The 26,054-nt window shown below is 63.1% G+C and carries 28 protein-coding genes; 14 read left to right on the top strand and 14 right to left on the bottom strand.

Going from position 1 to position 26,054, the window contains the following annotated elements; translation table 11 throughout:
* Positions 1-154 precede the first annotated feature (154 nt).
* Positions 155-1,072, top strand: a complete 918-nt coding sequence (locus tag B7Y49_RS07730; protein WP_374127004.1) for a peptidylprolyl isomerase — start codon at positions 155-157, stop codon at positions 1,070-1,072.
* Positions 1,073-1,086: 14 nt separating this feature from the next.
* Here B7Y49_RS07730 and B7Y49_RS07725 read toward each other — a convergent pair whose 3' ends face one another.
* The 4 genes from B7Y49_RS07725 to B7Y49_RS07710 are packed head-to-tail and all read right to left on the bottom strand — an operon-like array spanning position 1,087 to position 4,617.
* The gene (locus B7Y49_RS07725) at positions 1,087-1,680 is read right to left on the bottom strand and encodes an ABC-type transport auxiliary lipoprotein family protein (protein ID WP_374127003.1); all 594 of its coding nucleotides are present in this window, start codon (positions 1,678-1,680) and stop codon (positions 1,087-1,089) included.
* 11 nt (positions 1,681-1,691) lie between these two features.
* Positions 1,692-2,681: an MlaD family protein gene (locus B7Y49_RS07720; protein ID WP_374127002.1), complete on the bottom strand. Its 990-nt coding sequence runs from the start codon at positions 2,679-2,681 to the stop codon at positions 1,692-1,694.
* Positions 2,681-3,508 carry an ABC transporter ATP-binding protein gene (locus tag B7Y49_RS07715; RefSeq protein WP_374127001.1) on the bottom strand — a complete coding sequence of 276 codons (828 nt, stop codon included), beginning with the start codon at positions 3,506-3,508 and terminating at the stop codon, positions 2,681-2,683. Before B7Y49_RS07715 ends, B7Y49_RS07720 begins: the two co-directional genes overlap by 1 nt.
* On the bottom strand, positions 3,508-4,617 hold the full coding sequence (locus tag B7Y49_RS07710; RefSeq protein WP_374127000.1) for an ABC transporter permease: 1,110 nt from the start codon (positions 4,615-4,617) through the stop codon (positions 3,508-3,510). Before B7Y49_RS07710 ends, B7Y49_RS07715 begins: the two co-directional genes overlap by 1 nt.
* A 62-nt stretch (positions 4,618-4,679) precedes the next feature.
* Here B7Y49_RS07710 and B7Y49_RS07705 point away from each other — a divergent pair, with 62 nt between their 5' ends.
* Entirely contained in the window at positions 4,680-5,354 is a 675-nt protein-coding gene (locus tag B7Y49_RS07705; RefSeq protein ID WP_374126999.1) for an HAD family phosphatase, read from the top strand.
* Positions 5,355-5,379: 25 nt separating this feature from the next.
* Here the strand turns inward: B7Y49_RS07705 and B7Y49_RS07700 are convergent, their stop codons facing one another.
* Genes B7Y49_RS07700 through B7Y49_RS07690 form a run of 3 tightly spaced genes read right to left on the bottom strand, consistent with a single transcriptional unit; the run spans position 5,380 to position 11,064 of the window.
* Positions 5,380-6,645 carry a DUF445 domain-containing protein gene (locus B7Y49_RS07700; protein ID WP_374126998.1) on the bottom strand — a complete coding sequence of 422 codons (1,266 nt, stop codon included), beginning with the start codon at positions 6,643-6,645 and terminating at the stop codon, positions 5,380-5,382.
* 55 nt (positions 6,646-6,700) lie between these two features.
* Positions 6,701-9,865: an efflux RND transporter permease subunit gene (locus tag B7Y49_RS07695; RefSeq protein WP_374126997.1), complete on the bottom strand. Its 3,165-nt coding sequence runs from the start codon at positions 9,863-9,865 to the stop codon at positions 6,701-6,703.
* A gap of 5 nt (positions 9,866-9,870) precedes the next feature.
* Positions 9,871-11,064, bottom strand: a complete 1,194-nt coding sequence (locus B7Y49_RS07690) for an efflux RND transporter periplasmic adaptor subunit (RefSeq protein WP_374127007.1) — start codon at positions 11,062-11,064, stop codon at positions 9,871-9,873.
* 56 nt (positions 11,065-11,120) lie between these two features.
* On the opposite strand from B7Y49_RS07690, the gene B7Y49_RS07685 reads away from it, so the two are divergent.
* Together B7Y49_RS07685 and B7Y49_RS07680 are read left to right on the top strand one after the other, a co-directional pair.
* The gene (locus B7Y49_RS07685) at positions 11,121-11,573 is read left to right on the top strand and encodes a GlsB/YeaQ/YmgE family stress response membrane protein (RefSeq protein WP_374126996.1); all 453 of its coding nucleotides are present in this window, start codon (positions 11,121-11,123) and stop codon (positions 11,571-11,573) included.
* A gap of 84 nt (positions 11,574-11,657) precedes the next feature.
* A complete protein-coding gene (locus B7Y49_RS07680; protein ID WP_374126995.1) occupies positions 11,658-12,371 on the top strand; it encodes an SIMPL domain-containing protein in 714 nt (237 codons plus the stop codon).
* A 75-nt stretch (positions 12,372-12,446) separates the two neighbouring features.
* On the opposite strand, the gene B7Y49_RS07675 is transcribed toward B7Y49_RS07680, so the two are convergent.
* The 3 genes from B7Y49_RS07675 to B7Y49_RS07665 all read right to left on the bottom strand — a co-directional run bounded on the left by B7Y49_RS07675 (position 12,447) and on the right by B7Y49_RS07665 (position 13,565).
* Entirely contained in the window at positions 12,447-12,701 is a 255-nt protein-coding gene (locus tag B7Y49_RS07675) for a GlsB/YeaQ/YmgE family stress response membrane protein (RefSeq protein ID WP_374126994.1), read from the bottom strand.
* Between the two features lie 92 nt (positions 12,702-12,793).
* Entirely contained in the window at positions 12,794-13,093 is a 300-nt protein-coding gene (locus B7Y49_RS07670) for a DUF1153 domain-containing protein (protein ID WP_374126993.1), read from the bottom strand.
* Between the two features lie 97 nt (positions 13,094-13,190).
* The gene (locus B7Y49_RS07665) at positions 13,191-13,565 is read right to left on the bottom strand and encodes a hypothetical protein (protein ID WP_374126992.1); all 375 of its coding nucleotides are present in this window, start codon (positions 13,563-13,565) and stop codon (positions 13,191-13,193) included.
* Between the two features lie 22 nt (positions 13,566-13,587).
* Here B7Y49_RS07665 and mnmA point away from each other — a divergent pair, with 22 nt between their 5' ends.
* Together mnmA and B7Y49_RS07655 are read left to right on the top strand one after the other, a co-directional pair.
* Entirely contained in the window at positions 13,588-14,694 is a 1,107-nt protein-coding gene (gene mnmA / locus B7Y49_RS07660; protein ID WP_374126991.1) for an MnmA/TRMU family protein, read from the top strand.
* Positions 14,695-14,902: 208 nt separating this feature from the next.
* On the top strand, positions 14,903-15,208 hold the full coding sequence (locus B7Y49_RS07655) for a hypothetical protein (RefSeq protein ID WP_374126990.1): 306 nt from the start codon (positions 14,903-14,905) through the stop codon (positions 15,206-15,208).
* A gap of 3 nt (positions 15,209-15,211) precedes the next feature.
* On the opposite strand, the gene B7Y49_RS07650 is transcribed toward B7Y49_RS07655, so the two are convergent.
* Positions 15,212-15,532 carry a hypothetical protein gene (locus B7Y49_RS07650; RefSeq protein ID WP_374126989.1) on the bottom strand — a complete coding sequence of 107 codons (321 nt, stop codon included), beginning with the start codon at positions 15,530-15,532 and terminating at the stop codon, positions 15,212-15,214.
* 24 nt (positions 15,533-15,556) lie between these two features.
* Between B7Y49_RS07650 and B7Y49_RS07645 the strand changes: the two genes are divergently transcribed.
* Both B7Y49_RS07645 and B7Y49_RS07640 read left to right on the top strand, forming a co-directional pair.
* Positions 15,557-16,627: a serine hydrolase gene (locus B7Y49_RS07645; protein WP_374126988.1), complete on the top strand. Its 1,071-nt coding sequence runs from the start codon at positions 15,557-15,559 to the stop codon at positions 16,625-16,627.
* A gap of 64 nt (positions 16,628-16,691) precedes the next feature.
* Positions 16,692-17,045 carry a DUF393 domain-containing protein gene (locus B7Y49_RS07640; RefSeq protein WP_374126987.1) on the top strand — a complete coding sequence of 118 codons (354 nt, stop codon included), beginning with the start codon at positions 16,692-16,694 and terminating at the stop codon, positions 17,043-17,045.
* Here the strand turns inward: B7Y49_RS07640 and B7Y49_RS07635 are convergent.
* The 3 genes from B7Y49_RS07635 to pdxH are packed head-to-tail and all read right to left on the bottom strand — an operon-like array spanning position 17,042 to position 19,403.
* On the bottom strand, positions 17,042-17,854 hold the full coding sequence (locus tag B7Y49_RS07635; protein ID WP_374126986.1) for a PhzF family phenazine biosynthesis protein: 813 nt from the start codon (positions 17,852-17,854) through the stop codon (positions 17,042-17,044). The genes B7Y49_RS07640 and B7Y49_RS07635 overlap by 4 nt on opposite strands.
* On the bottom strand, positions 17,851-18,828 hold the full coding sequence (locus tag B7Y49_RS07630; RefSeq protein ID WP_374126985.1) for a cation diffusion facilitator family transporter: 978 nt from the start codon (positions 18,826-18,828) through the stop codon (positions 17,851-17,853). Before B7Y49_RS07630 ends, B7Y49_RS07635 begins: the two co-directional genes overlap by 4 nt.
* Positions 18,825-19,403 (bottom strand): pyridoxal 5'-phosphate synthase, encoded by a 579-nt coding sequence (pdxH, locus tag B7Y49_RS07625; RefSeq protein ID WP_374126984.1) that lies wholly within the window; start codon positions 19,401-19,403, stop codon positions 18,825-18,827. Before pdxH ends, B7Y49_RS07630 begins: the two co-directional genes overlap by 4 nt.
* A 197-nt stretch (positions 19,404-19,600) precedes the next feature.
* Here pdxH and B7Y49_RS07620 point away from each other — a divergent pair, with 197 nt between their 5' ends.
* The 6 genes from B7Y49_RS07620 to B7Y49_RS07595 all read left to right on the top strand — a co-directional run bounded on the left by B7Y49_RS07620 (position 19,601) and on the right by B7Y49_RS07595 (position 26,052).
* Positions 19,601-22,078, top strand: coding sequence for a circularly permuted type 2 ATP-grasp protein (locus tag B7Y49_RS07620; RefSeq protein WP_374126983.1), 2,478 nt, complete (start codon positions 19,601-19,603; stop codon positions 22,076-22,078).
* The gene (locus B7Y49_RS07615; protein WP_374126982.1) at positions 22,075-22,962 is read left to right on the top strand and encodes a transglutaminase family protein; all 888 of its coding nucleotides are present in this window, start codon (positions 22,075-22,077) and stop codon (positions 22,960-22,962) included. Before B7Y49_RS07620 ends, B7Y49_RS07615 begins: the two co-directional genes overlap by 4 nt.
* 83 nt (positions 22,963-23,045) lie before the next feature.
* Complete coding sequence (locus B7Y49_RS07610; RefSeq protein WP_374126981.1) at positions 23,046-24,005, top strand: DnaJ C-terminal domain-containing protein; 960 nt, start codon at positions 23,046-23,048, stop codon at positions 24,003-24,005.
* Positions 24,006-24,011: 6 nt separating this feature from the next.
* Positions 24,012-24,977 carry a YihY/virulence factor BrkB family protein gene (locus B7Y49_RS07605; RefSeq protein WP_374126980.1) on the top strand — a complete coding sequence of 322 codons (966 nt, stop codon included), beginning with the start codon at positions 24,012-24,014 and terminating at the stop codon, positions 24,975-24,977.
* A complete protein-coding gene (gene fabI / locus B7Y49_RS07600; RefSeq protein WP_374126979.1) occupies positions 24,974-25,777 on the top strand; it encodes an enoyl-ACP reductase FabI in 804 nt (267 codons plus the stop codon). The genes B7Y49_RS07605 and fabI overlap by 4 nt, the downstream gene beginning before the upstream one ends.
* Positions 25,774-26,052, top strand: a complete 279-nt coding sequence (locus B7Y49_RS07595; protein WP_374126978.1) for a hypothetical protein — start codon at positions 25,774-25,776, stop codon at positions 26,050-26,052. The genes fabI and B7Y49_RS07595 overlap by 4 nt, the downstream gene beginning before the upstream one ends.
* Positions 26,053-26,054 lie beyond the last annotated feature (2 nt).

Below are 26,054 nucleotides of genomic sequence, written 5' to 3'. Positions count from 1 at the left end.
GGATTCGAACCCTCGATACGCTTTTGACGTATACTCACTTTCCAGGCGAGCGCCTTCGACCACTCGGCCACCGCTCCGCATGCACTGGAAGGCCGCGAGACCTAGCGGGCAGGGGGCGCTTCCGCAAGCGCTGTCGGCATGCCATGATGCCGACATGATCAAAGCTATCGCTTCCATGCTGCTCGCCGCCGCCCTTCAGCCGCCGCAATCCCAGCCTCAGGCCGCAGCGCCGCCCCCTCCGCCATCCGCCCCGACAGCAGGACAGATCGCCGACGCCGCGCCCGCCAGCGCCTGGGCGGCGATTGCCGACGAGGATGTGATGCTGATCGACTTTGCCGATGGCAAGCGCGTCGCCATCTGGCTGGCGAGCGGCTTTGCCCCGGTCCATGTCGCCAATATCCGCAAAATCGCGCGCGCCGGGTGGTGGACCGATGCCAGTGTTTACCGCGTGCAGGACAATTATGTAACGCAGTGGGGCGATGCGACCGAGGCCAAAGCACCGGCGCCGGGCATCGTCCTTGCACCGCCCGCCGAATATGAGTGGCCGGCGTCCGCCCACAGCATCACGCCAAACCCCTACGCCGATGCCTATGCGCGGGTTACGGGCTTCTCGGCGGATGGCTGGCCGCTCGCAGGCGATGGCCAGCAGCAATGGCTGCCGCATTGCTATGGCATGGTGGGCGTTGCGCGCAATCTGGCGCCCGATACCGGCACCGGCGGCGATCTCTATACCGTGATCGGCCATGCGCCGCGTCACCTCGATCGCAACATTGCGGTGGTCGGCCGGGTGATTGAGGGGATGGACGCGCTATCGGCGTTGCCGCGCGGTACCGGGGGCGGACTGGGGTTGTACGAGACGCCGGAAATGCGCGTCCCCATCGTGCGGGTGACGATCGCGAGTGACGTTGCCGCCAGCACACGCCCGCATTTCGAATATTTGACGCCGCCATCGCCTGACTTCGCGCGCTATCTGGCCGCCCGCGCCAATCGCACGCCGCCGTTCTTCACGGTGCCGTCAAATGCCGCAGATCTGTGCAACCTGCCCGTGCCGGTGCGCGTCGCGAAGAAATAGCGTCGTATCGGCGCTTATTTGCCGACCCAGGTGGCGACTTCGGCGGCAACCCGGTTGGCGGCGCGGTTGATCGCAAGCCCGGTCGTTTGCGGCGTCACCGAGCCCACCGGCTCGCGCGCTTCGAAGCGGCGCTTTTCAAAGCTGGTGCTGCCGCCGCGGATCAATGTTGCGTCATAGGTGACAACCGCGTCGCCGGTTGCCGCATCAAGCCCGAAGCTGCGGAGTTCACCGCCCAGCCGCGCGCCCGGATCGAGCATCGACTGTGCCGGGGTGAGCACCACGCGCCCGGTCTGGCTGCCGATCGTGTCGGCGAGCAGCCGTGCGAACAGGCGGGCGGGCGGTTCTGACCATATCGCTTCCTTCACATAGGCGATCTCGGTCGGCGTGGTCTGCACCGGCACGCGCGCGCTGGCGAGCGAGGCGGGCACGCTGGGCAGCTGGATCAAGATCGTCGCGGCGGTGGCCGAATTGCTGGTCTGGCCGGTCGCCAACGGGCTGTCCGGCGTCAGCGTCAACAGGGATGGCGGTGGAGCAGCCGCAAAGCTGATGCAGCCGCTCAGCAGGAGCGCGGCCGTTAGGGCGGGCAGAAGCGTGATGATGGGGCGCATGATGATTTGCCTCAATTCTTCGGGGCTTTGGGGGTTTTGCCCGGCTTGTAATCGGGCAGTTTCGGCGCGCCGAGGATCGATCCGGCACCGCCCTGATCGATCTTTTCGGCAACCGAGGTGAGTGAGGCGGCCATGACGCGCAGATCGCGCACCAGCTGGCCGATTTCGGGCACGGTTTGCTTGGAGAAGGCCTGCACGCCCGGCCGCGCCTCACCGATCAGCTGATCGACCTGATCAAGGCTGCGCTGGGCAGAGGCGACGGCCTTGTTCAGATTGGCGGTGACGGGTTTGATGTCATCGCGCAGCACGCCGTCTGCCGATTTGGCCAGTTTGGTGAAGGCTTCGGCGGCTTCGCCTGCCTTTTTGATCGTGACGCGGGTTTCGGCGATCGTGCCGCCCAGATCACCTGAGCGGTCCGCCAGCGCCTTAGTAACGCGGTTGGTATTGTCGAGAATGCCGGTAATCGACGCCATGTTCTTGTCGGACAGCAGATCGGTCAGCCGCTCGGTCAGGTTTGACAGGCGCTCGAGCAGCTGGGGCGCCGAGCTGAGCAGCGCGCCGAGCCCGCCCTGGCGAGTGGGGATGACGGGCACGCCGAACGGGCACGCGCTTTGCGGCTTCACGCTGGGGCAAGTGATCGGCTGCTGATTCTTGATCGCGCCATCGAGCAGGATTTCGCTGACGCCGGTAAAGCCGACACCCTGGATCGTCGCTGTGGTGCCCTGCAAAACGGGCGTGTCGACATTCACGCTGATCCGCACGCGCACGAACTGCGGATCTTCCTTGAACAGCGCGATGTCCTTCACCTGGCCCTTGGGCACGCCGCTGAACGAGACGTTCGAACCCTTGTTGATGCCGTTGACGGACTGTTTGAAGAAGATGTCATATTCCTTGTCAGCACTGCCGCTCAGCTGCGCGAGCCAGACGACGAACACCGCCATCAGCACCAGCAGGACCAGCACGACAGTGCCGACAAGGACATGGTTGGAGCGCGTTTCCATCAGTGAGCAGTCCCTGAGCTGGTCTGTGCCTGTGCCTCGGCGCGGCGATCGGCACTTTCCCGTGTGCTGGTTGCGGCCCGGCCGCGCGGGCCATTGAAGTATTCCTGGATCCATGGATGGTCCAGCGCGAGCAGTTCGTCGATTGTCCCAACCGCAATCACGCGCTTGTCGGCAAGCACCGCGACGCGATCACAAATCGCGTAAAGCGTATCGAGATCATGGGTGATCAGGAAAACCGTCAACCCCATCGTCCGTTGCAGCGATTTGGTGAGATCGTCGAACGCGGCAGCGCCGATCGGATCGAGCCCGGCGGTGGGTTCATCAAGGAACAGAAGTTCGGGGTCTAGTGCCAAGGCCCGGGCCAATCCGGCTCGCTTGCGCATTCCGCCGGAAAGCTCGGCCGGAAATTTCGGCCCTGCTTCGGCGGGAAGGCCAGTCATCACCACTTTATACGCCGCGATCTCGTCGAGCAGGCCTTGATCGAGTTTATCGTAGAATTCACGCAAAGGTACCTGGACATTCTCGGCGACCGTCAGCGTCGAGAACAACGCACCGCCCTGGAACAATACGCCCCAGCGCCGTCTAATCTCGATCGTCTCGCTATCATCGCGGTCGACGGTCGATTCGCCGAACACCTTTACTTCGCCCGCATCGGGGGTCTGCAGACCGATGATCGATCGCATCAGCACCGATTTGCCGGTGCCCGATCCGCCGACCACGCCGAAAATCTCGCCGCGCCGCACCTGCAGATCGAGCCCGTCATGGACCACCTGCTCGCCAAAGCTGGTCTTCAGCCCCTTGACCGAGATGACGACATCGCCCGCCATCAGTTCCAGCCCAGCCAGGTGAAGAAAACCGCGAAAAAGGCATCGAGTACGATGACGAGGAAGATCGCCTGGACCACGGCGGCGGTCGTGCGCTGGCCGACCTGTTCGGCATCCGATTCGACCTGCATCCCCTGGAAACAGCCCGCAATCGCGATGATCGCGCCGAATACGGGCGCCTTCACCAAGCCAATGTAGAGATCGGTGATCGGCACGACTTCGCGGAGCCGCTGGATAAACGTCACCGGCGGAATATCGAGCGAAATCCAGCAGAGCAGCCCGCCACCGATAATCGCCACGACCGAGGCATAGAACCCCAGCAGCGGCATCATGAATACCGCTGCGAGCACGCGGGGGAGCACCAGTGCTTCCATCGGCGACACGCCAATCGTGCGCATCGCATCGATTTCCTCGGTCAGCTTCATCGTGCCGATTTGCGCGGCAAAAGCCGATCCCGATCGGCCCGCGACCATGATCGCGGTCATTAACACGCCAAGTTCGCGCAAGGTGATCCGCCCGACCAGGTTGATCGTGAACACCTCCGCCCCGAACTGGCGCAGCTGCACTGCGCCCTGTTGCGCGATCACGAGTCCGATCAGGAAGCTCATCAGCCCGATAATGCCCAGCGCGGAAACGCCGACCACCTCAAACCGCTGAACGGTGGCGTTGAACCGGAAGCGGCTGGGATGGGTAACAACGTTGAACAGCGCGATCATCGTCGCGCCGAAAAAGCCGAGCAAGCCGTACATCGTCCTGCCAGACGTCATCACTGCCGCGCCGATTTCGCCGAGCACGCGCACCAATGGCCCGGCGGAATCGGGCCGCATCGATACCTGCTGGTCTGCGGCGGATACTTGGTCGAGCAAGTGGCGCGCATCCGCGCTGACGCCCTCGATCGGTACTTTGTGCTCGGCGGCGAAGCGATACACGAGCCAGGCGCCTACGGTATCGATGCGTTCGACCTTGCTCAGGTCGAGCCGGTCGACCTTGCCGTCAAAGTCACGCAGCCGATTGGGAAAATCGCCTAGTTTGGCCAGCGAAAGGCTGCCGCTAAAGCGCAGCGTGTCGGCCCCGCCGACATTTTCATGCGAAAACTCAGCCATGGTGCCCATCACGCCCATCTTTGCTGCAAACGCACTGGATCGGCAAGGACATAGCTGTCTAAGGGTGGGACATGGTGCGGCTGGCGATCTATGACATGGATAAGACGATCACGCGCGCCGCGACGTGGACGCCGTTCCTTCTTCACGCCGCACGAGGCTATGCCCCCTGGCGACTTGCGCTGCTGCCGCTGCTGGCGGGCGAGGGGATCGCCTATGGGATAGGGCTTCGCGATCGCGGTGCGTTGAAGGAGCGCGCGCAACGACTGATGCTGGGAGACTTGGTTGCAGCGCCCGCCATGGCGGCGCTGGCCGATACCTTCGCCGATCGGCTGATGGCGGTGGGCGTTCACCCGGCCGCGCTGGCGCAAATCGCAGCGGACCGGGCGGCAGGGTACCGGCTGGTGCTCGCGACCGCGTCGTTCGGATTCTATGTTGGCGCAATTGCCGATCGGCTGGGCTTTGATGCCGTTATCGCGACCGGATCGGAGCGGGGCGCAAACGGGGCGATCCGTGCGGCGATTGCAGGGGAGAATTGCTATGGCCCCGCCAAATTGCGGATGATCGAGGCATGGCTGGCAAGTCAGGGGATCGCGCGCGATACCGCCCATGTACGATTCTATTCGGATCATGCCTCGGACGCGCCGACGCTCGACTGGGCGGACGAGGCATTTGCAGTAAACCCGCATCCGCCGCTGCGCGTGCTTGCGGTGGCGCGGGGATGGCCGGTGCTGGATTGGGCGGCGTGATCAACCAGCGCGGGAACATCTGCCTTCAAAGCAGAATATCGACGCTGTGGATCACGAGCCCGACCAGACCGCCGACGATTGTGCCGTTAATGCGGATGAACTGCAGATCGCGGCCGACCGCATTTTCCACCCGAAGGGTAATCGTCTGCGCATCCCAGCTGCGGATCGTTTCGGAAACCAGCCGGACGATCGCGTCGCCATAATCGGCCGCAGTGCCAACGGCCGCGCGGCGCACGAAGCGGTTGATCGTCGCGCGAAGCCGCGCATCCTCCTGGAGCGTGGTGCCGAGCTGTTGCAGTGCCTCGCCCAGTTTGCCCTGGCGCCCGGCCGCAGGGTCGCGCGCGATCCGCAGCATCGCCTGGCGCGCCGATTCCCATAGCCCGTCGAGCCAGTTCTGCATCGCCGGGTTATCGATAATCTCCAGCTTCAGCGCCTCGACGCGAAGCCGCATGACATCATCGAACTGCAGATCAAAGGCGAGCTTGGCCAGGCCCTCTTCAGCCTTGGCGCGCAGCGGGTGGCCGGGATCATCGGCCATGTCGGCCAGCATCTGATCGAGCCCGTCAATAATCTTGTTGGCCAGCGTCTCGTCCAGCCCGGTCCAGCGCATGATCGATCCGGCGCGTTCATGCACCATCGCGCGGATGATGTGTTCGTTGGCGCTCAGCGTCTGCCCGGCCCAGCGGATGATGCCGTTGAGCAGCGGCAGATGCCGATCCTTGAGCATCGCGGCATCAAGCGCCTGGCCAAGCAGCGGCGCGATATCGAGCGCACGCAGCCGCTGCCCGATCGTTTGCTTGACCATGCCGCCAAGCCGTTTCTGGTCAAAAGCCTCAAGCACATCGGCGGCCAGTCGCCCTGCACCGCGCCGAAGCCGCCCGTCGCCCGAGGAGGGGCTGGCCAGCCAACGGCCCGCCGACGAGGCAAGATCGAGCCGCCGCATCCGCCGCGCGACGACCCCTGGCACCAGGAAATTATCCCGCAGGAATGCGGCCAGATTATCGCCGATCCGGTCCTTGTTGCGCGGGATGATCGCGGTGTGGGGGATCGGCAGGCCAAGCGGGTGGCGGAACAGCGCGGTCACGGCGAACCAATCCGCCAGCCCGCCCACCATCGCCGCTTCGGCGAACGACCGGACAAAGCCGAACAGCGGATGCACTTGGTCGAGCGCGCGCGCGATGAAATACACCGCTGCCATCGCCACCAGCAGGCCAGTCGCGATCGCCCGCATCCGGATCAGCGCCGGCGGCGGGGCTTGATCCGGACGGGTGGGGCGGGTGAACAGGTTCATCACCTGCCCAATCCCCCACCGCCCGGAAGGTTCAACCTGGCCGCGGCCCTGCCGGTCACTCGGCGGGCTGCGGCTCGCCATCACCGGGGCGATAGCCGATCGGCCGTGGTCCTGTCGGCTGGTTATCGATCACGGGAACGCCGTTATCCCCTTCCTTATAGGTAAGCAGGCGGCGGCCAAGGCGTGGGCCAATCCATTCCTCGATGCCCACTGCGATGCTGAACCCGGCGGGCACGATCACCAACGTGAGCAATGTCGACAGGATCAGTCCGCCGATCACCGTCACGCCCATCGGTGCGCGGAAACTGCCATCGCCGGTCAGCGATAGCGCGATCGGTACCATGCCCGCCACCATCGCGATCGTGGTCATCACGATCGGCTGGGCGCGCTTGTGCCCGGCGTCCAGGATCGCCGTCGTCTTGTCGACACCCTTGTGCATCTCCTCCAGCGCGAAATCGACCAGCAGGATCGAGTTTTTAGCGACAATGCCGAGCAGCATCAGGAGCCCGATGAATACTGGCATCGATACGGCATCGCCCGTCAGCCGCAGCGCAATCGCGCTACCCAGCGGCGCGAGGATGAGCGACCCCATGTTCACGAGCGGCGGCATGACGCGCTTGTAGAGCAGCACCAGCACCGCAAACACCAGCATGACACCTGCAACCACGGCGATGACGAAGTTCAGCAGCAATTCGGCCTGCCACTTCGCTTCACCGATCTGAAGCTGCGACACGCCGATCGGCAGGTTCTTCAGTGCGGGCAGCTGCTGGATCTTGGGCATGGCATCGCCCGTCACCTTGCCGGGCGCAAGGTCAGCACCCACGGTGATGCGGCGCGTCTGGTTCGATCGCTGGATCTGCGTCGGGCCAGCGCCGAAACCGATATCGGCGACGACCCCCAGCGGCACCGATCCGCCCATCGATGTTGGCACCGGCAGATTCTCGATCGTCGACAAGTTGCGCCGCGAATCTTCCGACAGCGCCACCCGGATCGGGATCTGGCGATCCGACAACGAGAATTTGGCGACATTCTGGTCGATATCACCCAGCGTCGCAATGCGGATCGACTGGCTGAGCGCGGCCGTGGTGACGCCCATGCTCGCGGCGAGGTCCATGCGCGGCCGGATCGTGATTTCGGGGCGCTGGAGATCGCCATTGACGCGCGGGGCACGCAGTTCAGGCACGCCGTTCATCTGGTCGACCAGATCGTTGGCGACCTTGTTCAACATCGCCGGATCGGAACCGCCCAGCGTGATCGTGATGTCACGCCCCGATCCGCCGCCGCCGCCGCCGCCCTGCGACTGGAAGTTCACGCGGGCGTCGGCGATCTGCGCAAGTTGCGGCGCATAAGCCCTCTCGAACTCGACGCTGGTACGGTCACGCTTTGCCTTCAGCGTGATGAAGATGCTGGCGCTGCCGACATTAACGTTGGTGAACGCGTTCTGGACCTCAGGCGCATCCTTGATGATCGCGGTTACGCGCAGCGCGACATCCTGTGCCTGTTGGAGCGTCGATCCGGGCGCCAGCTGGATGCGGATTCGGCTGTAATCGGTGTTAATCGTTGGCTGGAACGTCAGCGGGATCGGCTTGAGCACGCCGGGGAAGCCGGCAAAGGCGATGAACGTTGCAACCAACGCCAGGCCACCAATGCCCACGGTCTTCCAGCGATGGGTAACCGCCCAGCGCAGCGAATCCATATAGCGGTCCATCCACCAGCCCTCGCCGTGGCTGGCGCTGCCCTTGGCCTTCAGGAAATAGGCCGCGATCATCGGCGTGATAAGCCGCGCGACCGCAAGGCTGATCAGCACCGACACGACGATCGTCAGTCCGAAATTCTTGAAGAACTGGCCCGAGATGCCCGGCATCAGACCGACGGGCAGGAACACCGCGACGATCGACATCGTCGTCGCAAGCACGGCCAGCCCGATTTCATCGGCGGCATCGATCGACGCCTGATACGCCGATTTGCCCATGCGCATATGTCGAACGATATTCTCGATCTCCACAATCGCATCGTCGACCAGAACCCCCGCGACGAGGCTGAGTGCGAGCAGGCTGAGCCCGTTGAGCGTGAAGCCCATCAGGTCCATGAACCAGAAGGTCGGGATGGCGGAAAGCGGGATCGCGATCGCCGAGATGATCGTCGCGCGCCAGTCACGCAGGAAGATGAAGACGACGATGACGGCAAGTACCGCGCCCTCAACCATTGCCTCGATCGCCGAATGGTACTGCGTCCGCGTGTAATCGACGCTGTTGAACAGCTCAGTGAACTTGACCTTCGGATTATCCTTTTCGAGCTGCTCGATCACCTTCTTGGCTGAATCATAGACGGAGACGTCGGACGATCCCTTGGCCTTTTCAATGCTGAACGCGAGCACCTGGCGCCCGTCCTGGATCGCGAGCGAGCGTTGTTCGGCGTAAAGATCGCGCACCGTGGCGAGGTCGGACAGCTTAACCGTGCGGCCACCGCCCGTGGAAATCTGCGTATCGCCGAGCACGAGCGCGGTGCGCGCATTGCCGATCACGCGAACCGATTGTTCCGAACCGGCGATCTGGGCACGGCCGCCGGCCGCGTTCAGGTTCGTTTGACGCAGCTGCTGGTTCACCTGCACGGCGGTAAGCCCCAGCGACTGGAGCTTTACCGGATCGAGAATGACGCGGATTTCGCGGTTCACCCCGCCATTGCGGCTAACCTTGGCAAGCCCGGGCACGGCGAGCAGCTTCTTCGATACCGTATCGTCGACGTACCAGCTGAGTTCCTCAAGCGTCATCGCCGTCGACGAGGCCGACAGATAGGCAATCGCATCGCCGCCAATGTCGACGCGCTGAACCTGGGGTTCCAGAATGCCGTCGGGCAAATCGCCGCGGATCTGATCAATGGCGTTGCGCACATCGTTCACCGCGCGGTCGATGGGCGTGCCGATCGCGAACTGGACGAAGGTAGAGCTCGACCCTTCACTGACGTTCGAATTGATTTCGTCGACGCCATTGATGCTGCGAATTGCTGCTTCAACCCGCTGGGTAATCTGGGTTTCCATCTCGGTCGGCGCCGCGCCGGGCTGCGACACAAACACCTGGGCAGCGGGGAAATCGATGTCCGGATTGTCATTGACGTCCATCGTCAAAAAACTGCCGATGCCAAGCACCAGCAGCGCGATGAAGAGGACGATCGGCGGAACGGGGTTGCGGATCGACCATGCGGAGATGTTGCGGAAACCCATGGTGATCAGCCCTGCTTCTTCTGAAGAACGGGGGCTACCTTTTGCCCCGGATTAAGGAACGCGCCTGCCGACACAACGACCCGTTCATTGCCGACCAGGCCTTCCGAAATCGCGACGCCCGCATCGGAAACCTGCCCGACCTTGATCGGCTGGCGCACCACTTCGTCTTTGTTATTCAGGATATAGACGAAATTGCCCTTCGCGTCACTCTGCACGGCTGATTGCGGCAGCAGGGGCACCTGGCTGGTGCCGCTGGCAATCACGGCGGCGGCAAAGCCACCGGGACGAAGCGCCGGATCATAGCCAAGCGCGATCCGCGCGATGCCCTGGCGGGTCTGCGGATCGATCACAGGCGATACCTGCCAAATGCGGCCGGCAAAAGTGCGCTCGCTGCCAACAGGGGTCACTTGCGCCGAAACGCCGACGCTGACCGCTGTCATATCGGCATCGCTCAGTGCGGCGCGCAATTCGAGTTCGCCACCCTTGGCAAGCCGGAACAGCGTACCCGAACCGGCGCTCACGACCTGGCCTGGCTCGACATTGCGAGTCAGCACCAGCCCGGCGGCGGGTGCGCGGATATTGAGCCGCCCGGTGCGGGCATTGGCTTCTGCCAATTGGGCCTGCGCCACGTTGACGCGCGCATTGGCGGCATCACGCGTTGCGGTGCGGCGATCGAGATCGGCTTTCGAGATGAAGCCCCGCGCGATCAGCGCTGCCGCGCGATCGAGCTCGGCCTGGGCAATCCGTGCGTCCGATCGGGCGACATTGACTTGAGCTGCAAGCGATGCGCCGGTCTGCAGTTGCACCGATCGATCAACGGTTGCCAGCACCTGGCCCGCGCGCACCCACTGGCCCGGCTGTACGAGCACGTTCGTTACCAATCCACCTTCGCCAGCGACGCCGACCGGCATGTCGACCTTTGCCGCGATCGATCCGGTGGCCGATACGGTGCGGCCGACTTCCTGGCGGCCGGGAATCTCGACGGTCACCTTCGGCACCTGAGCGCCGCGCGATGCAGCGCCCGTTGCCGCCGCTGATTTTTTGTCTTCACCGCCCGCCGACAGAAAATAGACAAGCGCGATCACGGACAAAACCGCGACGAGCACGATGATCCACAAGCGTCCGCGCCCTGCATCGCTGCGGGCACCGGCAAACGCCAGACGTCCATCATTGCCAATCGTGCCGGGTTCGTAATTCATGTGGCTCACTCTCACGTATCGGCCTGATGCCGCCTCATATTCAAATGCTGTATTAGATGAATAAAGCACCGATCTCAAGCCGGTGTTTTGATGCGCGGCCATTGCCGTGTTTCATCGTCGCCTGCAAGCCGTTGCAAGGCATCTCAAATCGTCGATTTATCCAAGAATCGGTTGCAACCAGAACCCGCGCAGGCAAGTTAACCATCAGACGCGGCCCGATGTCGCGGGGGAGAAGAGCGATGCTTCTGCAAAACAGCTTTTTTGGTTGGATCCTAATCGGCCTGGTGGCCGGTGTGCTTGGCAAAATCATTCTCCCGGGCAAGGATCCAGGCGGGTTCATCGTCACGATCCTGATTGGTATCGCCGGCGCCTTGCTGGCTGGCTTCGTATCGCAATCAATGGGTTGGCAGATCTCTAGTGGCTGGCAAAGCTATGCCGCTGCCACCGGCGGCGCCATCGTCCTTCTCATCCTATACCGTATCGTGGTGACCAAGCGCACCGCGCGCTGACCGCCGTGTTCTGTTCAGCAACCGTTTTGGCTGCCGCATCATAGACTGATCCGCGCAACCGATTCGGTTGCTGACGGGAGAGATATGATGCGTATGCTGATTCTGGTCGCCTTGGCGGCAGCGTTGCCGCTGGCGCCAGCGGGTGCCCAATCGATCGCGCCGACGATATTGGCCGATGGCACCATATTGGATGTGATTGCGACCGGAGAGACCACGCGCGTCCCCGATCTTGCGACCATCCGTGCTGGAGTTGTGACGCAAGCGCCGACCGCCGCAGCGGCACTGGCCGAAAATGCCCGACGGATGTCCAGCGTATTGGCAGCGTTGAAAAAGGCGGGCGTGCTGCCGCGCGATATGATGACAACCGCGGCCACGCTCAGCCCGCAATATCGCTACGCCGACAACCAGCCCCCCGCCATCACCGGTTACCAGGCGACCAACATGGTCTCGATACGGTTCCGCGATGTCGCAGCGAGCGGCCCGGTGCTCGATGTGCTGGTGGCGCAGGGCGCCAACCAGATTGAGGGGCCGACTTTGTCGCTGGCGCAGCCCGATGCCGCAATGGATGACGCGCGCACCGATGCCGTGAAACGCGCTCGCGAACGTGCCATGCTTTACGCTCGTGCCGCCGACCTGACGGTTAGCCGAATCGTCTCGATCAGCGAGGCAGGCGATCAATCTACGGCGCCCGAGCCGATGATGTATGCGCGCGCCAAGGATGCGTCGGCGTCAACGACGATCGTGCCGGGCGAATCGCGCGTTACCGCGACCCTATCGGTCCGCTTCCTGTTGAAATAGCCAACACACAAAAGAGCCGCCCGGCGTGCATCCGGGCGGCTCTTGGGAGCGCCTTAGGGTGTTCGGTCAGCCGCTTTAGCGGACTGTGCCCCGCCGGACGAGGTTGACGATGGCCAGCAGAATGACCGCGCCAATCAGCGAATAGACGAATGTGGTGATTGTAATCACCTGGTTGATGCCGCCACCAAACAGAAACGATGCAATCACCGAACCGATGATGCCGACAACGATGTTGAGCAAGATGCCCTGCTGTCCGTCGGTGCGCATGACCATGCTTGCAAGCCAGCCCACGACGCCGCCAACTACAAGCCAAACGATAAGACCGACCATGATACCCTCCGTTGCGCCCGATCATCGGGCGTATGGAGGAAAGACTCGCAATTGCGGTGGTTTGTTCCCGAACGTCGGCGACTGCCAGCCGATCAGTATTTTTGCTGACGCTCGTAGAGTGAGCGATAATGCTGAATCCGTGTCACGCGGAGGCCAGGCATGCCCGAACGGTCAATGGCGCGCTGCCACCCGGCAAACTCCTCCATCGTCAGGTTATAGCGCTGGCACACCTCGTCCACCGTCAGCAGCCCGCCATTCACAGCGGCCACCACTTCGGCCTTGCGGCGCACAACCCAGCGCGTGGTTTCGGGCGGCGGCAGCGAATCGAGCGTCAGCGGCTCGCCGAGTGGCCCGATTACCTTTGCTGGCCGAATCTTCTGGTTCTCAATCATGCTTACCTCAATCGGGGCGGGGGTCCCCTCAATGTCAATAACGACCATTAGCAGCCGGACTTGAACATCGACTGAAACGGCTCGGTAAATGGCGCGTTTATTCTTGGTTCCAACGGCAGATAGTCGTGGCCATGATGCGGTTGAACGCGCCATCCGCCGGATGCAGTAAATCGGGGATCGCAACGGGCATTGTCATCCGCGCGGTTCGCGATTCGATCATTGCGGTAGGGCTGGTCGCCTGACGGGCGGCAATGCCCACCATCAGCACTGCCAGGTCGCCCGGCAGCGCAATCGCCGTGCCATCCAGTTCGAAACGCGAAAAGCTTAGGTCCACAACGCCACTTTCACAAAACAAGTCATTCGATTGGTCGGGTTTAGCGGCGGGGTCTGAAGGTCCGGTAAAGCCTGATGAAATTTTTGGGACAGCTTTCGCGATTCCGTGCCGTGGTGACGCAATTTTTGCATCCGGCACCCGAACAACCTATCTGTCCGCGATGATCGAAGGCGAATTTCAGTTAGGCGCGGATGCAGGCGCGAAGCGCATCGTTGTGGCGATGTCGGGCGGAGTCGACAGTTCGGTCGTCGCAGCCCTTGCCGTGCGCACCGGTGCCGAAGTGATCGGTGTGACGCTACAGCTATACGATCACGGCGAGGCGGTGGGTCGCGCGGGCAGCTGCTGCGCGGGCCGTGATATCCGTGATGCGCGCGCGGTGTGCGACCGGCTCGGCATCGCGCATTATGTGTTCGATCACGAAAGCAGCTTTCGTGATCAAGTGATCGACGATTTCGCCGACGAGTATCTTGCCGGGCGCACCCCCATCCCGTGCATCAAGTGCAATATGGGGCCGAAATTCACCGATTTGTTCAAGCTGGCGCGTGATCTTGGCGCGGATTGCCTCGCGACCGGCCATTATGTCCGCCGAGTCGAAGGGTCGGCCGGGGCCGAACTCCACCGCGCAATCGATCCGGCGCGCGACCAGAGCTATTTCCTGTTCGCGACCACCACGGCGCAGCTCGATTATCTGCGCTTCCCGCTGGGCGGCATGGAAAAAGCGCGCGTGAGGGAGATAGCCGCCGAAATCGGCCTGGGTGTGGCGGCCAAACCCGACAGTCAGGATATCTGCTTCGTCCCCGACGGCAATTATGCCGCGCTGGTCAAGAAATTGCGGCCCGAGGCGGATACCAGCGGCGATATCGTCGATGAAGCCGGGCGGGTGCTCGGCCAGCATCGCGGGCTGATCCACTTCACCGTCGGCCAGCGGAAAGGGCTGGAGATCGGCGGCACCCCCGAGCCCTTATACGTCATCCGGCTCGAACCGGCCGAGCGGCGCGTAATCGTTGGCCCGAAGCGCGCGCTCGCGGTGGGCGCGGCGCGGCTGACCGGGATCAACTGGATTGGCGGCGATCACCAAGGGCCTGTGACCGCGAAGGTCCGTTCGCTCGCCAAGCCCGTGCCCGCACGACTGGAAGACGACTATATCCTGTTCGACGCCCCCGAATACGGCGTCGCACCTGGCCAGGCAGCAGTGCTTTACGCCGGCGAGCGGGTGCTGGGCGGCGGCTGGATAGCGGAGACGCAGCGGGCGCTGCAAATCGCCTGATTGTGCTCGACCTCATGATCGCCGCCGACATACCGCAAGCCGCGGTGGCGCCCCCCATCTATCCCATAACAAACGCAAATCGATCTCTCCGTCACGCTTGCGCTTGCAGGCATCAATGCTAGCCTTCCGATCGCAAGGTGGGGGAGCGGAGATGGTGCGGGACGGGAGCTGGAGCGTCGATCGGATCGCGGCAATCAACTTGTTTAGAATGCTGAACCTTGAACCGAGTGACGATCAGCTAACGATCGCCTCAGAACAGTTTGCCGCCCATCGACGCGACACTAATAGTTGGGCAACTAAACGATATCATACGGAAATTTCGCACCAACTGGAGGCGGCATCGTTGGATTATTTTCAGCGGAAGGGCGACGACTGGAACGACGGGTATCGCACCGCACAGCTTGAACTCATGCGGATTTTCCCCGACGAACTGATCGACACGGGACCTGAAATCGCCCGAACCAAGGGGCAAATCCTGCGCTCCATGATCCGCCGCAATCGTCAGTCGCAATGATGCCTATTTTTTGATTGGTTCAGGCTGGCACCCCAGCAGCGGATCGAACTTGACCGATCGGCTCGCGATCAGCGGCACGGATGCTGTTACCGTCTTGGTTGCGGGGTCTTCGCTCAGCTGGATCGGCTCCATCCCGGGCTCAAAATCGTTTCGGCAATTCTGCAGATCGCGGTTGCCGATATAGCGGCAGGCACAGGCGACGCGCGCGCCATAACCAACGCCGAGTTCGAGCTGTGGCGTCAGCGATCTGACATAGAGCCATGCACCCAGTGCGAGCGCCAGGATGATGATAAGAGTCGGGATGACGAGGCGTCTTGCGTTCATAAGTCCCGAGCGTAGACTGGCCCTATGAAAATAAAAAGCCTTCTCATGGTCGGTTCGGCTGCCCTGATGCTCGCAAGCGGCGGTGCCGCGCCCGCCGATGATGCCGGACCGCTCACACCGCTGTTCGCCGCCAATCAGGCAGAGGCGCGCGCCGCGATCCTGATCGAGGATGGACGCGTCATCGCGAAACATTATGGCGTGGGTTATTCGGACGCGAACCGCTTCATCAGCTGGTCGATGGCCAAATCAGTGACGGCGATGCTGGTGGGCGAACTCGTCTCCGACGGAAAGCTTCAGCTCGATGCGCCTGCCCCGATCGCGGAATGGCGCAAGCCCGGCGATCCGCGCGGCGCTATTACGCTGCGGCAGCTGCTCAACATGGCTGCGGGGCTGGAACATACGGAGGAAGGCCAGCCGGTCGAGAATTCGGATACCAATCAGGTGCTGTTCGTCAGTGGCACGCAGGATATGGCCGCCCGGTCGATCGCCCAACCGCTGGAGGCCAAGCCCGGCGAGAAATTCGAATATAGCTCGCTCACTACGATCATCTTGTCGGAAATCATCACCCGGACGCTCACCGACAGCCGCGATCCGCGCGTGCGGGCGCAAACCTATCGCGATTTCCTGTACGCGCGACTGTTCACGCCCGTCGGCATCACCACCGCTTTCCCGGAGTTCGACGGCGCGGGCACGCAGATCGGCGGATCGTTGATCCATATGTCACTCGACGATTTCGGTCGATTGGGCGGGTTGCTGCATGAAGGCAAGGCGCCCGATGGCACGCAAGTGATTACGCCCGAATGGCTGGCCTTCCTGAAACAATCATCGCCTGCCAACCCCGAATATGGCGGTCAGCTATGGCTCAACCGGCCCGGCGCGCCCGATGGCAGCCCGTCACTGTTCCCGCAAAAGGGTGTGCCGTCTTTGGTGTCGATGAACGGGCATCTGGGGCAATATGTGATGGCGTTTGACGGGCAGGGGAAGGATGGCAAGCCGCACCGCTATGTCCTCGTCCGGCTCGGCAAGACGCAGGATACCAATCGCCGTCCGGTGATCGATGCGATGGGCGACATCGCGGCGAGCTTCGCTAAGTAACATCCGGGCGCCACGGGCTTAAGCCCAGCGTGACGGGGTGCCCCGCGTCGGGCAATGACAGGTCATGAAAGAGCTGACGATCTGGTTCGATGGCGGCTGTCCGCTCTGCCGTAGCGAAATCGCGCTGATGCGGCGGTTGGACAAGCGCGACGCCATCAGCTTCATCGATGTGAGCAATGGGGAGACCGCCTGCCCGATCGATCGTGATGCCCTGCTCGCGCGCTTCCACGCACGGGAAAATGGCGTGATGCTGTCCGGCGCGGCCGCCTTTGCGGCGATGTGGCGGGCCATCCCGCTGCTGCGGCCGATCGGGCTCGCGGCGCGCAATGAAGCGGTGCTCGCCATGCTCGAATGGCTGTATCGGCGCTTTCTGGTGGTACGGCCGATGTTGCAGCGGCTCGCCGGTGCGCGGTCTTAAAGGAAGAACACGCCGTCCATCACCGTCACGCACTTGCCGCCTAGGATCACCTGATCACCTGCCAGCGTGCACGCCACATGCCCGCCGCGCGCGCTCGCCTGATAGGCGGTAAAGCCGTCTCGCCCCAGCCGTGCCGCCCAATAGGGGGTCATCACCGCATGAGCCGAACCCGTCACCGGGTCCTCTGCGATGTTGTAATAGGGGGTGAAGACCCGGCTGATCACATCGGTCGTGTCACCGGGCGCGGTCGCGACGGCGACCAGCTTGCCGAGTGCCGCCACCGCGCGCTGGTCGGGCTTCAGGCTGCGGATCTGATCGGCGGTCTCGTACACGATCAGCGCATAGCCCTTTTCATACCAAAGCGTCTGCACCGCTGGCCCGGCGCCCAACGCCGCCACGATATTGGGCAACGCAGCGGCCGTCGGCCCCCAGGCGGGCAGCGCCATGCGATACCCGTCGCCGTCGCGCTCTACCCACAATATACCTGCCTGCCGCGTACGGAAGGTGACTCGGGTAAGCGCGGGATCGTTGGACAACAGATAATGGCCGCTCGCGATCGTCGCATGGCCGCACAGCGCGACTTCGGCGGCGGGCGTGAACCAGCGCAGTTCGTAATCGCTGGCACCGCTGGCATCGGGCACCAGAAACGCGGTCTCGCTCAGGTTGTTCTCTTCCGCGATTGCCAGCAGCACATTATCCGCCAGCCACGCATCGAGCGGCATGATCGCCGCCGGATTGCCGGTGAATGGCGCATCGGCAAAGGCATCGATCTGGGTGATGGGCAGGCGCGTTACGGTACGAGCGATCACGATTGCAGGTCCTTCAACTTGGCGATTTCGTCGGCTTCTACCAGTTCGTTGCCGGGGTGATCCACTTGCCCCTCGGGATCGATATGGATCAGGATTTCGGTGCCGGGAAACTCGCGGGCAAGGCTGTGTTCGATTCGGTCGGTGACGATATGGGCATCGGCAATCGTCATCGCCGGGTCCATCCAGATGTGAAACTGGACGAAGTCGGTCGCGCCGCTGGTGCGCGTGCGCAGATCGTGCAGCCCTTTCAGCTCGGGGTGGCGGCAGGCGACCTCAACGAAGCGGCGGCGCTTTTCGGGCGGCCATTCCTTGTCCATCAATTGGTCGATCGCGCTGCTTGATGCGCGCCATGCCCCCCAGAGCAGCCAGGCGGCAATCGCCATGCCGAATACCGGGTCTGCGCCGGTAATGCCGAGATACTGATCGAGCACGAGCGCGCCGATCACGGCCACATTCAACAACACATCGGATTGATAATGGACATGATCGGCGCCGATCGCGATCGACCCCGTTTTGGCGATCACGAAGCGCTGATAGGCGAGCAGGGCGATCGTCACGATGATCGCGATCACCGATGCGCCAATGCCGATTTCGGCATCCGCGGTCACCTGCCGCGTCACCAGCCGGTCAAGCGCGCGCCCGAAAATCGCGAAGGCGGAAACCGCGATCACTGCGACCTGGAACAGCGCGACCAGCGATTCGGCCTTGCCGTGCCCAAAGCGGTGATCGTGATCCGCCGGTTGTGCGGCGAGCCGGACGCCGAACAAGGTGACGAGCGATGCCACCAGATCGAGCCCGGTATCGGCGAGCGACCCCAGCATCGCGACCGAACCCGTGTGCCAGGCGGCATAGGCCTTGATCAGCATCAGCACCGCTGCCGTCACGACGCTCGCAATCGCTGCGCGCGTCGTCAGACTGCTGCTCGCGTGATGATGGGCAGTGCGGGCGTGATGATGATTATGGCCGTCGCTCATGGATAGAGCATGCCCTCGTCCCAGCCATTATCGGTGCGCGTAAATAGCCGACGTTCATGTAGCCGATGTTCGCGGTCCTGCCAGAATTCGATCGACCATGGAGTCACGCAGTAACCGGACCAGTGCGGCGGACGTGGCACCGGGCCGCCCTCGAACTGCGTCTGTATCGCTGCGAAGCGCGCCTCGAACGTTGCACGGCTGTCGAGCGGGCGGGACTGGTCCGATGCCCAGGCGCCCAATTGCGAATCGCGGCTGCGGGTGGCGAAATAGGCATCGGCATCAGCGTCGCTGGCGGTGCTGACCGGCCCCTCGATGCGAATTTGCCGCCGCAGCGATTTCCAATGGAACAGCAGTGCAACCTGGGGATTGGCGGCGATGTCGGCAGCCTTTCGGCCTTCCTGATTGGTGTAGAAAACGAAACCGTCCGGGCCATGCCCCTTCAACAGCACCATCCGCACCCCAACTCGCCCCTGCGCATCGCTGGTCGCGATGGCCATCGCGTTGGAATCATTGATTTCGCTGGTGCGCGCTTCGGCATACCAGGCGTCGAACAGGGCAAACGGATCGGTGGTCATGAAGGGGCCTTATCCTCTGGCTCGCCAACCGTCACCCATGAAGCTGTTGGGGGCGAAGCTCGCTTGGCGGTTGCGCGGCTGCATTGATTGTGGTGACGATGCCATCTGGCGAACCCAAGGGGCACCCGTGGCGGTATCAGCACAGTTCATCCCCCGGGGCACCCCGGCACAAAGACCAGCCCAGGCATGATCGTCTGATGGCCACTGTGTCGAGCGATCTTATCGATTCCGCGACGCATGCCGCGCGGTGGATTGCCGATTATTGTCGCGATTTGCCGCCGGGCGATGTGATGTGCGCTGGTGGACCTGCCTGGGCGACGGTGCTTGAAGAACTAGCCGGAGCGGTCGGCGACGATCTGGCCCATGCGCGCGAACGCGTGCAGCGTCAGGCCGAGGATATCGGCACCGGCTTTCGAATCATCGGTGAAAGCGAAGAACGGCCATGGCCCGTATCGCCCGTGCCTTTGCTGATCGACGAAGCCGAATGGGCGGGCATTGCCGAGGGTGTGGCACAGCGTGCAGCGCTGATGGAAATGATCCTCGCCGATCTTTATGGCGCGGGCAATCTGACCGAGAGCGGATCGATCCCCGCCGCGCTCGTCAACGGCAGTCCGTTTTTCCTGCGGCCGCTGGTTGGCCTTGCGCCGCCTGGCGGCCATCATCTGCATTTCGTCGCGATGGATCTGGGGCGCAGTCCGGGCGGCGAGTGGCGGGTGCTTGCCGATCATCTGCGCGCGCCTGCGGGCGCTGGCTATGCGCTCGAAAACCGGCTCGCGGTGTCGCGCACTTTGGGCGGGCTGCAGGCGCGGCTCAACATTCAGCGCCACGCGCCGTTCTTTGCCGCCTTTCGCGCCGGGCTGGCGGCGGCATGCAAGCGCAGCGATCCGCGCATCGGCCTGCTCACGCCCGGTCGCTATAACCCCAGCTATACTGAACAGGCCCATCTGGCGCGCTATCTGGGGCTGTTGCTGGTCGAAGGTGCCGATCTCGCGGTGCTGGAGGACAAACTTTATATCCGGACGATCGCGGGGCTGAAGCGCGTCGATGCGCTATGGCGGCGGATCGATCCGCGGCTGCTCGATCCGCTGGCGTTCGATTCGCACTCGACGATCGGCGTCGCCGGGCTGATCGATGCGATGGTCGCGGGCAATGTCGTGGTCAGCAACGCGCCCGGATCAGCGGTGCTCGAAAGCCCGGCATTCGAAGCGTTCATGCCACGCCTCGCGCGCGAATTGCTGGGCGAGCCGCTCAAAATCCCGAACATCGCCACCTGGTGGTGCGGGCAGGAAGCGGCACAAGCGCATGTCGCGGCCCATCTCGATACGCTGCTGGTCGGCCCTGCCTTTTCGGCCGCGCCGCTGGGGCTGCCCGAGGGAAAACCCGTCCATGTCGGGGATTTGCCGCCCGACAAGCGTGCCGCGCTGATCGCCGATATGGCCCGGAGGCCGCAGGATTATGTCGGGCAGGAAAATGTCCGCCTCTCGACCATGCCGGTGGTGGCGGAGGATCGGTTGGTGCCGCGCCCCTTCACGTTGCGCGTCTTTGCCGCCCGCGGTGCCGATGGCGGCTGGACGGTGATGCCCGGCGGCTTCGCCAGGATCGGCGAGCATCCCGATATGCGCGCGTCGGTGATGGGGGAGGGCAATTGGTCCGCCGATGTCGCAATCTATGGCGGCGGCCCGGTCGTGCCCGTCTCGCTGCTGCCCGATGCGAGTTCGGTCCACATTCGCCGCAATCCCGGCACCTTGCCAAGCCGCGTCGCCGATAACTTCTTCTGGCTGGGCCGCTATCTGGAGCGCGGCGAGGCCTTGCTCGCCGTCATTCGGGTGATGCTGGGCAATTCGATCACTGCCGATGCCGGGGCTGCGCTCGCGCCGGAAACGATTGCCCGGCTGGTGGGGATGATTGTCGAGGACGGGGCCGCCCCGCGCCCGCCCAGCCTGCGTCGGACCGATCTGATCGCGCTTGCCCGCACCGCGATGGAGGCAGGCGATGGCGGCTGGAACAGCGTGCGGGCCATCAACCGCAGTGCGCGCGCGATCGGTGCCGGATCGCGCGACCGTTTGTCGGCGGACATGATCCGGCTGCTCGACGCGCCCGCCCCGAATGGCGGCGCGCTACTTGATCGGGCGGGATCGCTGCAGCGGCGCTTTGCGGCGCTGGCGGGCCTGTCGACCGAACATATGGGCCGCACCGACGCCTGGCGATTCCACGATCTCGGTCGCCGGATCGAACGCGCAACGGCAGTGGCGCGCGCGGTGCGCGTGTTCGGCTGCGCCAATGCGACAGCTGACGATCTGTCGACCCTGCTCGATGTGGCGGACAGCCAGATCAGCTATCGGCAGCGGTATCTGGGCGAACTTTCGCCTGCCGCGGTTGTCGATCTGGTCGCGCTTGATCCGGGCAATCCGCGCGCAATTGCTTATCAGGTAGCAACGATCTGCCAGCACTTACGCGAACTGCCCGTGCTCGCCGATGATGGTATGGCCGAACCGCAACAGACAGAGGCTACCGCGCTTTCGGCCTTGGTCGCCACCGCCACCGCCGCCACCCTCGATGACGCGACCCTGTGTGAGATCGAGCGACGGTTGCGCCAGCTTTCAGAATTGGTCGCGCGACGCTATTTCCTCCAAGGTGGGGAACCGCTGCGCGCGGGCGGCCTTACGCTGGCATGATCTACACTATCCGCCACGTCACGCGATTTGACTACGGCACCCAGGTTCGCTTTGCGCGCTGCAACCTGCGGTTGAAACCGATCATCTGGTCGGGGCAGACGCTGGATGATTATCAGCTGACGATCAGCCCTGCGGGGCGAATCGCCCCTGCGCGGGCAGAGGCTGGGCTCGCCAATGTCGTCCGGCTGACGGTAGAAGAACCGGTCCGCTATCTGACGATCGAAAGCGTGTCACGGGTGACGGTTGACCGACTGATCCCGGTGCCGAGCCCAGATGATCCGACGCTGGCGGAGGTTGCCAAGGCGGCACGCGCCAGCCGCGACGGGTCACCGGCCGGGCCTAGCGCCTATCTCTATCCCTCGCCGCTGATTCCGCTTGATCGCGACATTGCAGCGTGGTGTGCAGAAGAACTTGCCCCCGATCGCCCGGCGCTGGAAGCCGCGATCGCACTGGCTCAACGTATCCAGCGGGAATTTGATTTCGATCCCACCGCGACGCTGGTCGATACACCGCCGCGCGAGGCTTTCATGAAGCGCGGCGGCGTGTGCCAGGATTTTGCACAGATCATGATCACCGGCCTGCGCGCCGCCGGGCTCCCCGCGGCCTATGCATCAGGCTATATCCGCACGATCCCGCCACCGGGGATGGAACGGCTGGTCGGGGCCGATGCGACCCATGCCTGGGTGCTGCTCTGGTGCGGTGATCGGATCGGTTGGGTAGGGGTCGATCCCACCAACGGCATCTGGATGGCGGGCGACCATATCATCATGGCGATCGGTCGGGACTATGCTGAAATCGCGCCGATCGATGGCATCGTGCTCGGCTCGGGCGCGCAGAAGCTGAAGGTCAGCGTCGACGTCGCGCCCGCCGATCCGCTCGTCTGAAACGAAAATCCTGCCGCCATCATTTGCGCTTGGCGGCCACATCCCCCAAATAGGGCGTATTAGTTCAATACAGCAGGAACCAGATGACCGATCCGTATCAATTGCTGGGTGTGCCGCGCGGGGCGAGCGAAGCCGACATCAAAAAAGCCTATCGCAAGCTTGCCAAGGAACTGCACCCTGATCGCAACAAGGATAATCCCAAAGCATCCGAACGTTTTTCGAACGTCACCAACGCTTATGATCTGTTAAGCGACAAGGACAAGCGCGCCCGCTTCGATCGCGGGGAGATTGACGGCGATGGCAACCCGGCCTCGCCCTTCGGGTTCAATCCCGGTCAGGGCGGTGGTGCAGGTGGGTTTCGGCCGGGCGCGGGCGGTGCCCCGCCCAATTTCGATTTCGGCGGCGCTGGCGGCGGCGCGGGTGATTTCGGGGACATTTTCGAAGGCTTGTTCGGCGGCAAGCGCGGCGGCGGCTTTACCGGCGGCTTCGGAGGCAGGCCAAGCCCCAAGGGTGCGAACGTCCCCTATAGGCTGGCAGTGTCCTTTGCCGATGCGGCAACGCTCGCCCCGCAGCGCATCACACTCGGTGATGGCAAAACAATCGACCTGAAACTGCCCGCAGGCGTCGAAACCGGCACGCAGATGCGGCTCGCGGGCAAGGGCCAGCCTGGCCCCGGTGGCGCCGGTGATGCGATCGTCACGATCGAGGTGCAGCCGCACCGCTTTTTCGAACGCGTCGGCGACGATGTGCGGCTCGACTTGCCGATCAGCCTGGCCGAAGCCGTGCTGGGCGCGTCAGTGAAGGTACCGACGGTGGAGGGCGCGGTGATGCTGTCGGTGCCGCGCGGCTCGACATCGGGCAAGGTGCTGCGGCTGAAAGGGCGTGGCTTTCACCGCAAAACCCCTGGTGCCAATGGCCCGCGCGGCGATCAGCTTGTCACGCTGATGGTCGATCTGCCGGTCGATGATGATTCGCTGGTCGAATTCGTGCAGGGCTGGCCCGGCAAGGACAAATGGAACCCGCGCGGCAAGCTGGACGTCTGATCTTCCGTGCAGGACATCTCGCCCGAATCGCCTGAGGAACGGCGGCGGCATCCGGGCAGGGGGCCCCGGCTGGATCGTCGCTTCGCGTTCATGCGGCCGGGCAGCTATGTCCGGGAAGTACTGAAGCGCGTCGCGATCGGCGTATTCAGCGATGGCTTCATTCATGCCGGCAATCTGGCCTATCTGTCGTTGCTGACGCTGTTTCCGTTCTTCATCGTCGCCGCAGCCATCGCGCGGTTGTTTGGGCGCACTGATGAAGGGCTGCACACGGTTGAGGCTTTTCTGCGCACCCTGCCGCCAAGCGTTGCCACCGTCCTGCAAACGCCGATTGCAGATGTGCTTGCCGCGCGTTCGGGCTCGCTGTTGTGGTTCGGCGCCATCGTCGGGCTGTGGACCACCGCCAGCTTCATCGAAACGATCCGCGACATTCTGCGCCGAGCTTATGGCGTCAAATCGGTACGTCCGTTCTGGCATTACCGCCTTTGGTCGATGGGATTGACGCTTGCCTCGCTGATTCTCGTGCTGATCGCGTTCAGCTTTCAGGTCGCGCTGGTCGCGGTCGAACAGTTCATCTTGCGGGTGATGCCATTTGCGACAGAAGCCGCCACGGTGGTTTCGCTGACGCGGATTGCACCCGCGCTCGCGTTGTTTGTCGCGCTCTACATGGTCTTTTATTCTCTCACCCCGCGCCAGTACCGGGACAGTAAATGCCCGAAATGGCCGGGCGCCGCATTTACCGCGGGGTGGTGGCTGCTGGTGACCGCGCTTTTGCCCTCCATCCTCGCCAATCTGACGAGCTACGATCTGACCTATGGCAGCCTGGCGGGCGTGATGATCGCGCTCATCTTCTTCTTTCTGGTCGGGCTCGGGCTGGTCGTCGGCGCCCAATTGAACGCGGCACTGGCGGAAGCGGATGATGAAGGCGTAAAGGACGCGGTAATCGAGGGAAAGTCGGAGGCGATCAGGGCGTGACGGATTTGATGCAAGGCAAGCGTGGGCTGATCATGGGGCTCGCCAATGATCGGTCGCTGGCTTGGGGGATCGCGAAGAAACTGAGTGAAGCGGGGGCGGAACTCGCGTTCAGCTATCAGGGCGAGGCGATGGAAAAGCGGGTGCGCCCGCTCGCCGAGCAGCTGGGCGTTGCGCGGCTGTTCGATTGCGATGTGTCCGACATGGCGGCGCTCGATACGACGTTTGCCGAACTGGCGAAGGAATGGCCGACGATAGATTTCGTCGTCCACGCGATTGGCTTTTCGGACAAGAATGAGCTGCGCGGCGGCTATGTCGATACCAGCCTCGACAATTTTCTGATGACGATGAACATCAGCGTTTATTCCTTCGTCGCGGTCGCCAAGCGCGCCAAGGCGATGATGCCGAACGGTGGTGCGCTGCTGACGCTCAGCTATTATGGTGCGGAAAAGGTCATCCCGCATTACAATGTGATGGGTGTTGCCAAGGCCGCGCTGGAAACCAGCGTTCAGTATCTCGCCGTTGATCTTGGCCGCGACAATATTCGCGTGAATGCGATCTCCGCGGGACCAATCAAGACATTGGCCGCCAGCGGCATTGGCGATTTCCGCCTGATCCTGAAGTGGAACGAGTATAATTCACCGCTGAAGCGCAACGTGACGATCGAGGATGTCGGCGGGGCGGGCTTGTACCTGCTCAGCGATCTGTCGAGCGGGGTTACGGGCGAAACGCACCATGTCGATGCGGGCTATAACGTGATCGGCATGAAGGCGGAGGACGCGCCGGACATTACGCTGGCATGAGCGCAATCGATCTTGGTTGGGGTCAACTCGGCGCGGCTGTTATGGCCCTAGTATTTGTTGCAGTAGAATGGTTTCGGCTGAAGAGCTGGGCTCAGGCAGCAATCGAAGGGTTCAGAATTTGGGGTTTCATGGCAATCTCGCTACTGACGATATGGCTAGCATTTTTGTTGCCTGACAGCGTAACGCGCATCTGGTTAGGCCTTGTTAGCCCAATTGTCGCTGCGATGCTGATCAACAACCTTTATTTGGCGCTGCACCGTCGCCTCGGCGTATAATA

The sequence above is a fragment of the Sphingomonas sp. 28-62-11 genome (assembly GCF_002278865.1).
Lineage (GTDB): Bacteria > Pseudomonadota > Alphaproteobacteria > Sphingomonadales > Sphingomonadaceae > Sphingomonas.
This window is presented reverse-complemented; position numbering and strand designations above follow the sequence as displayed.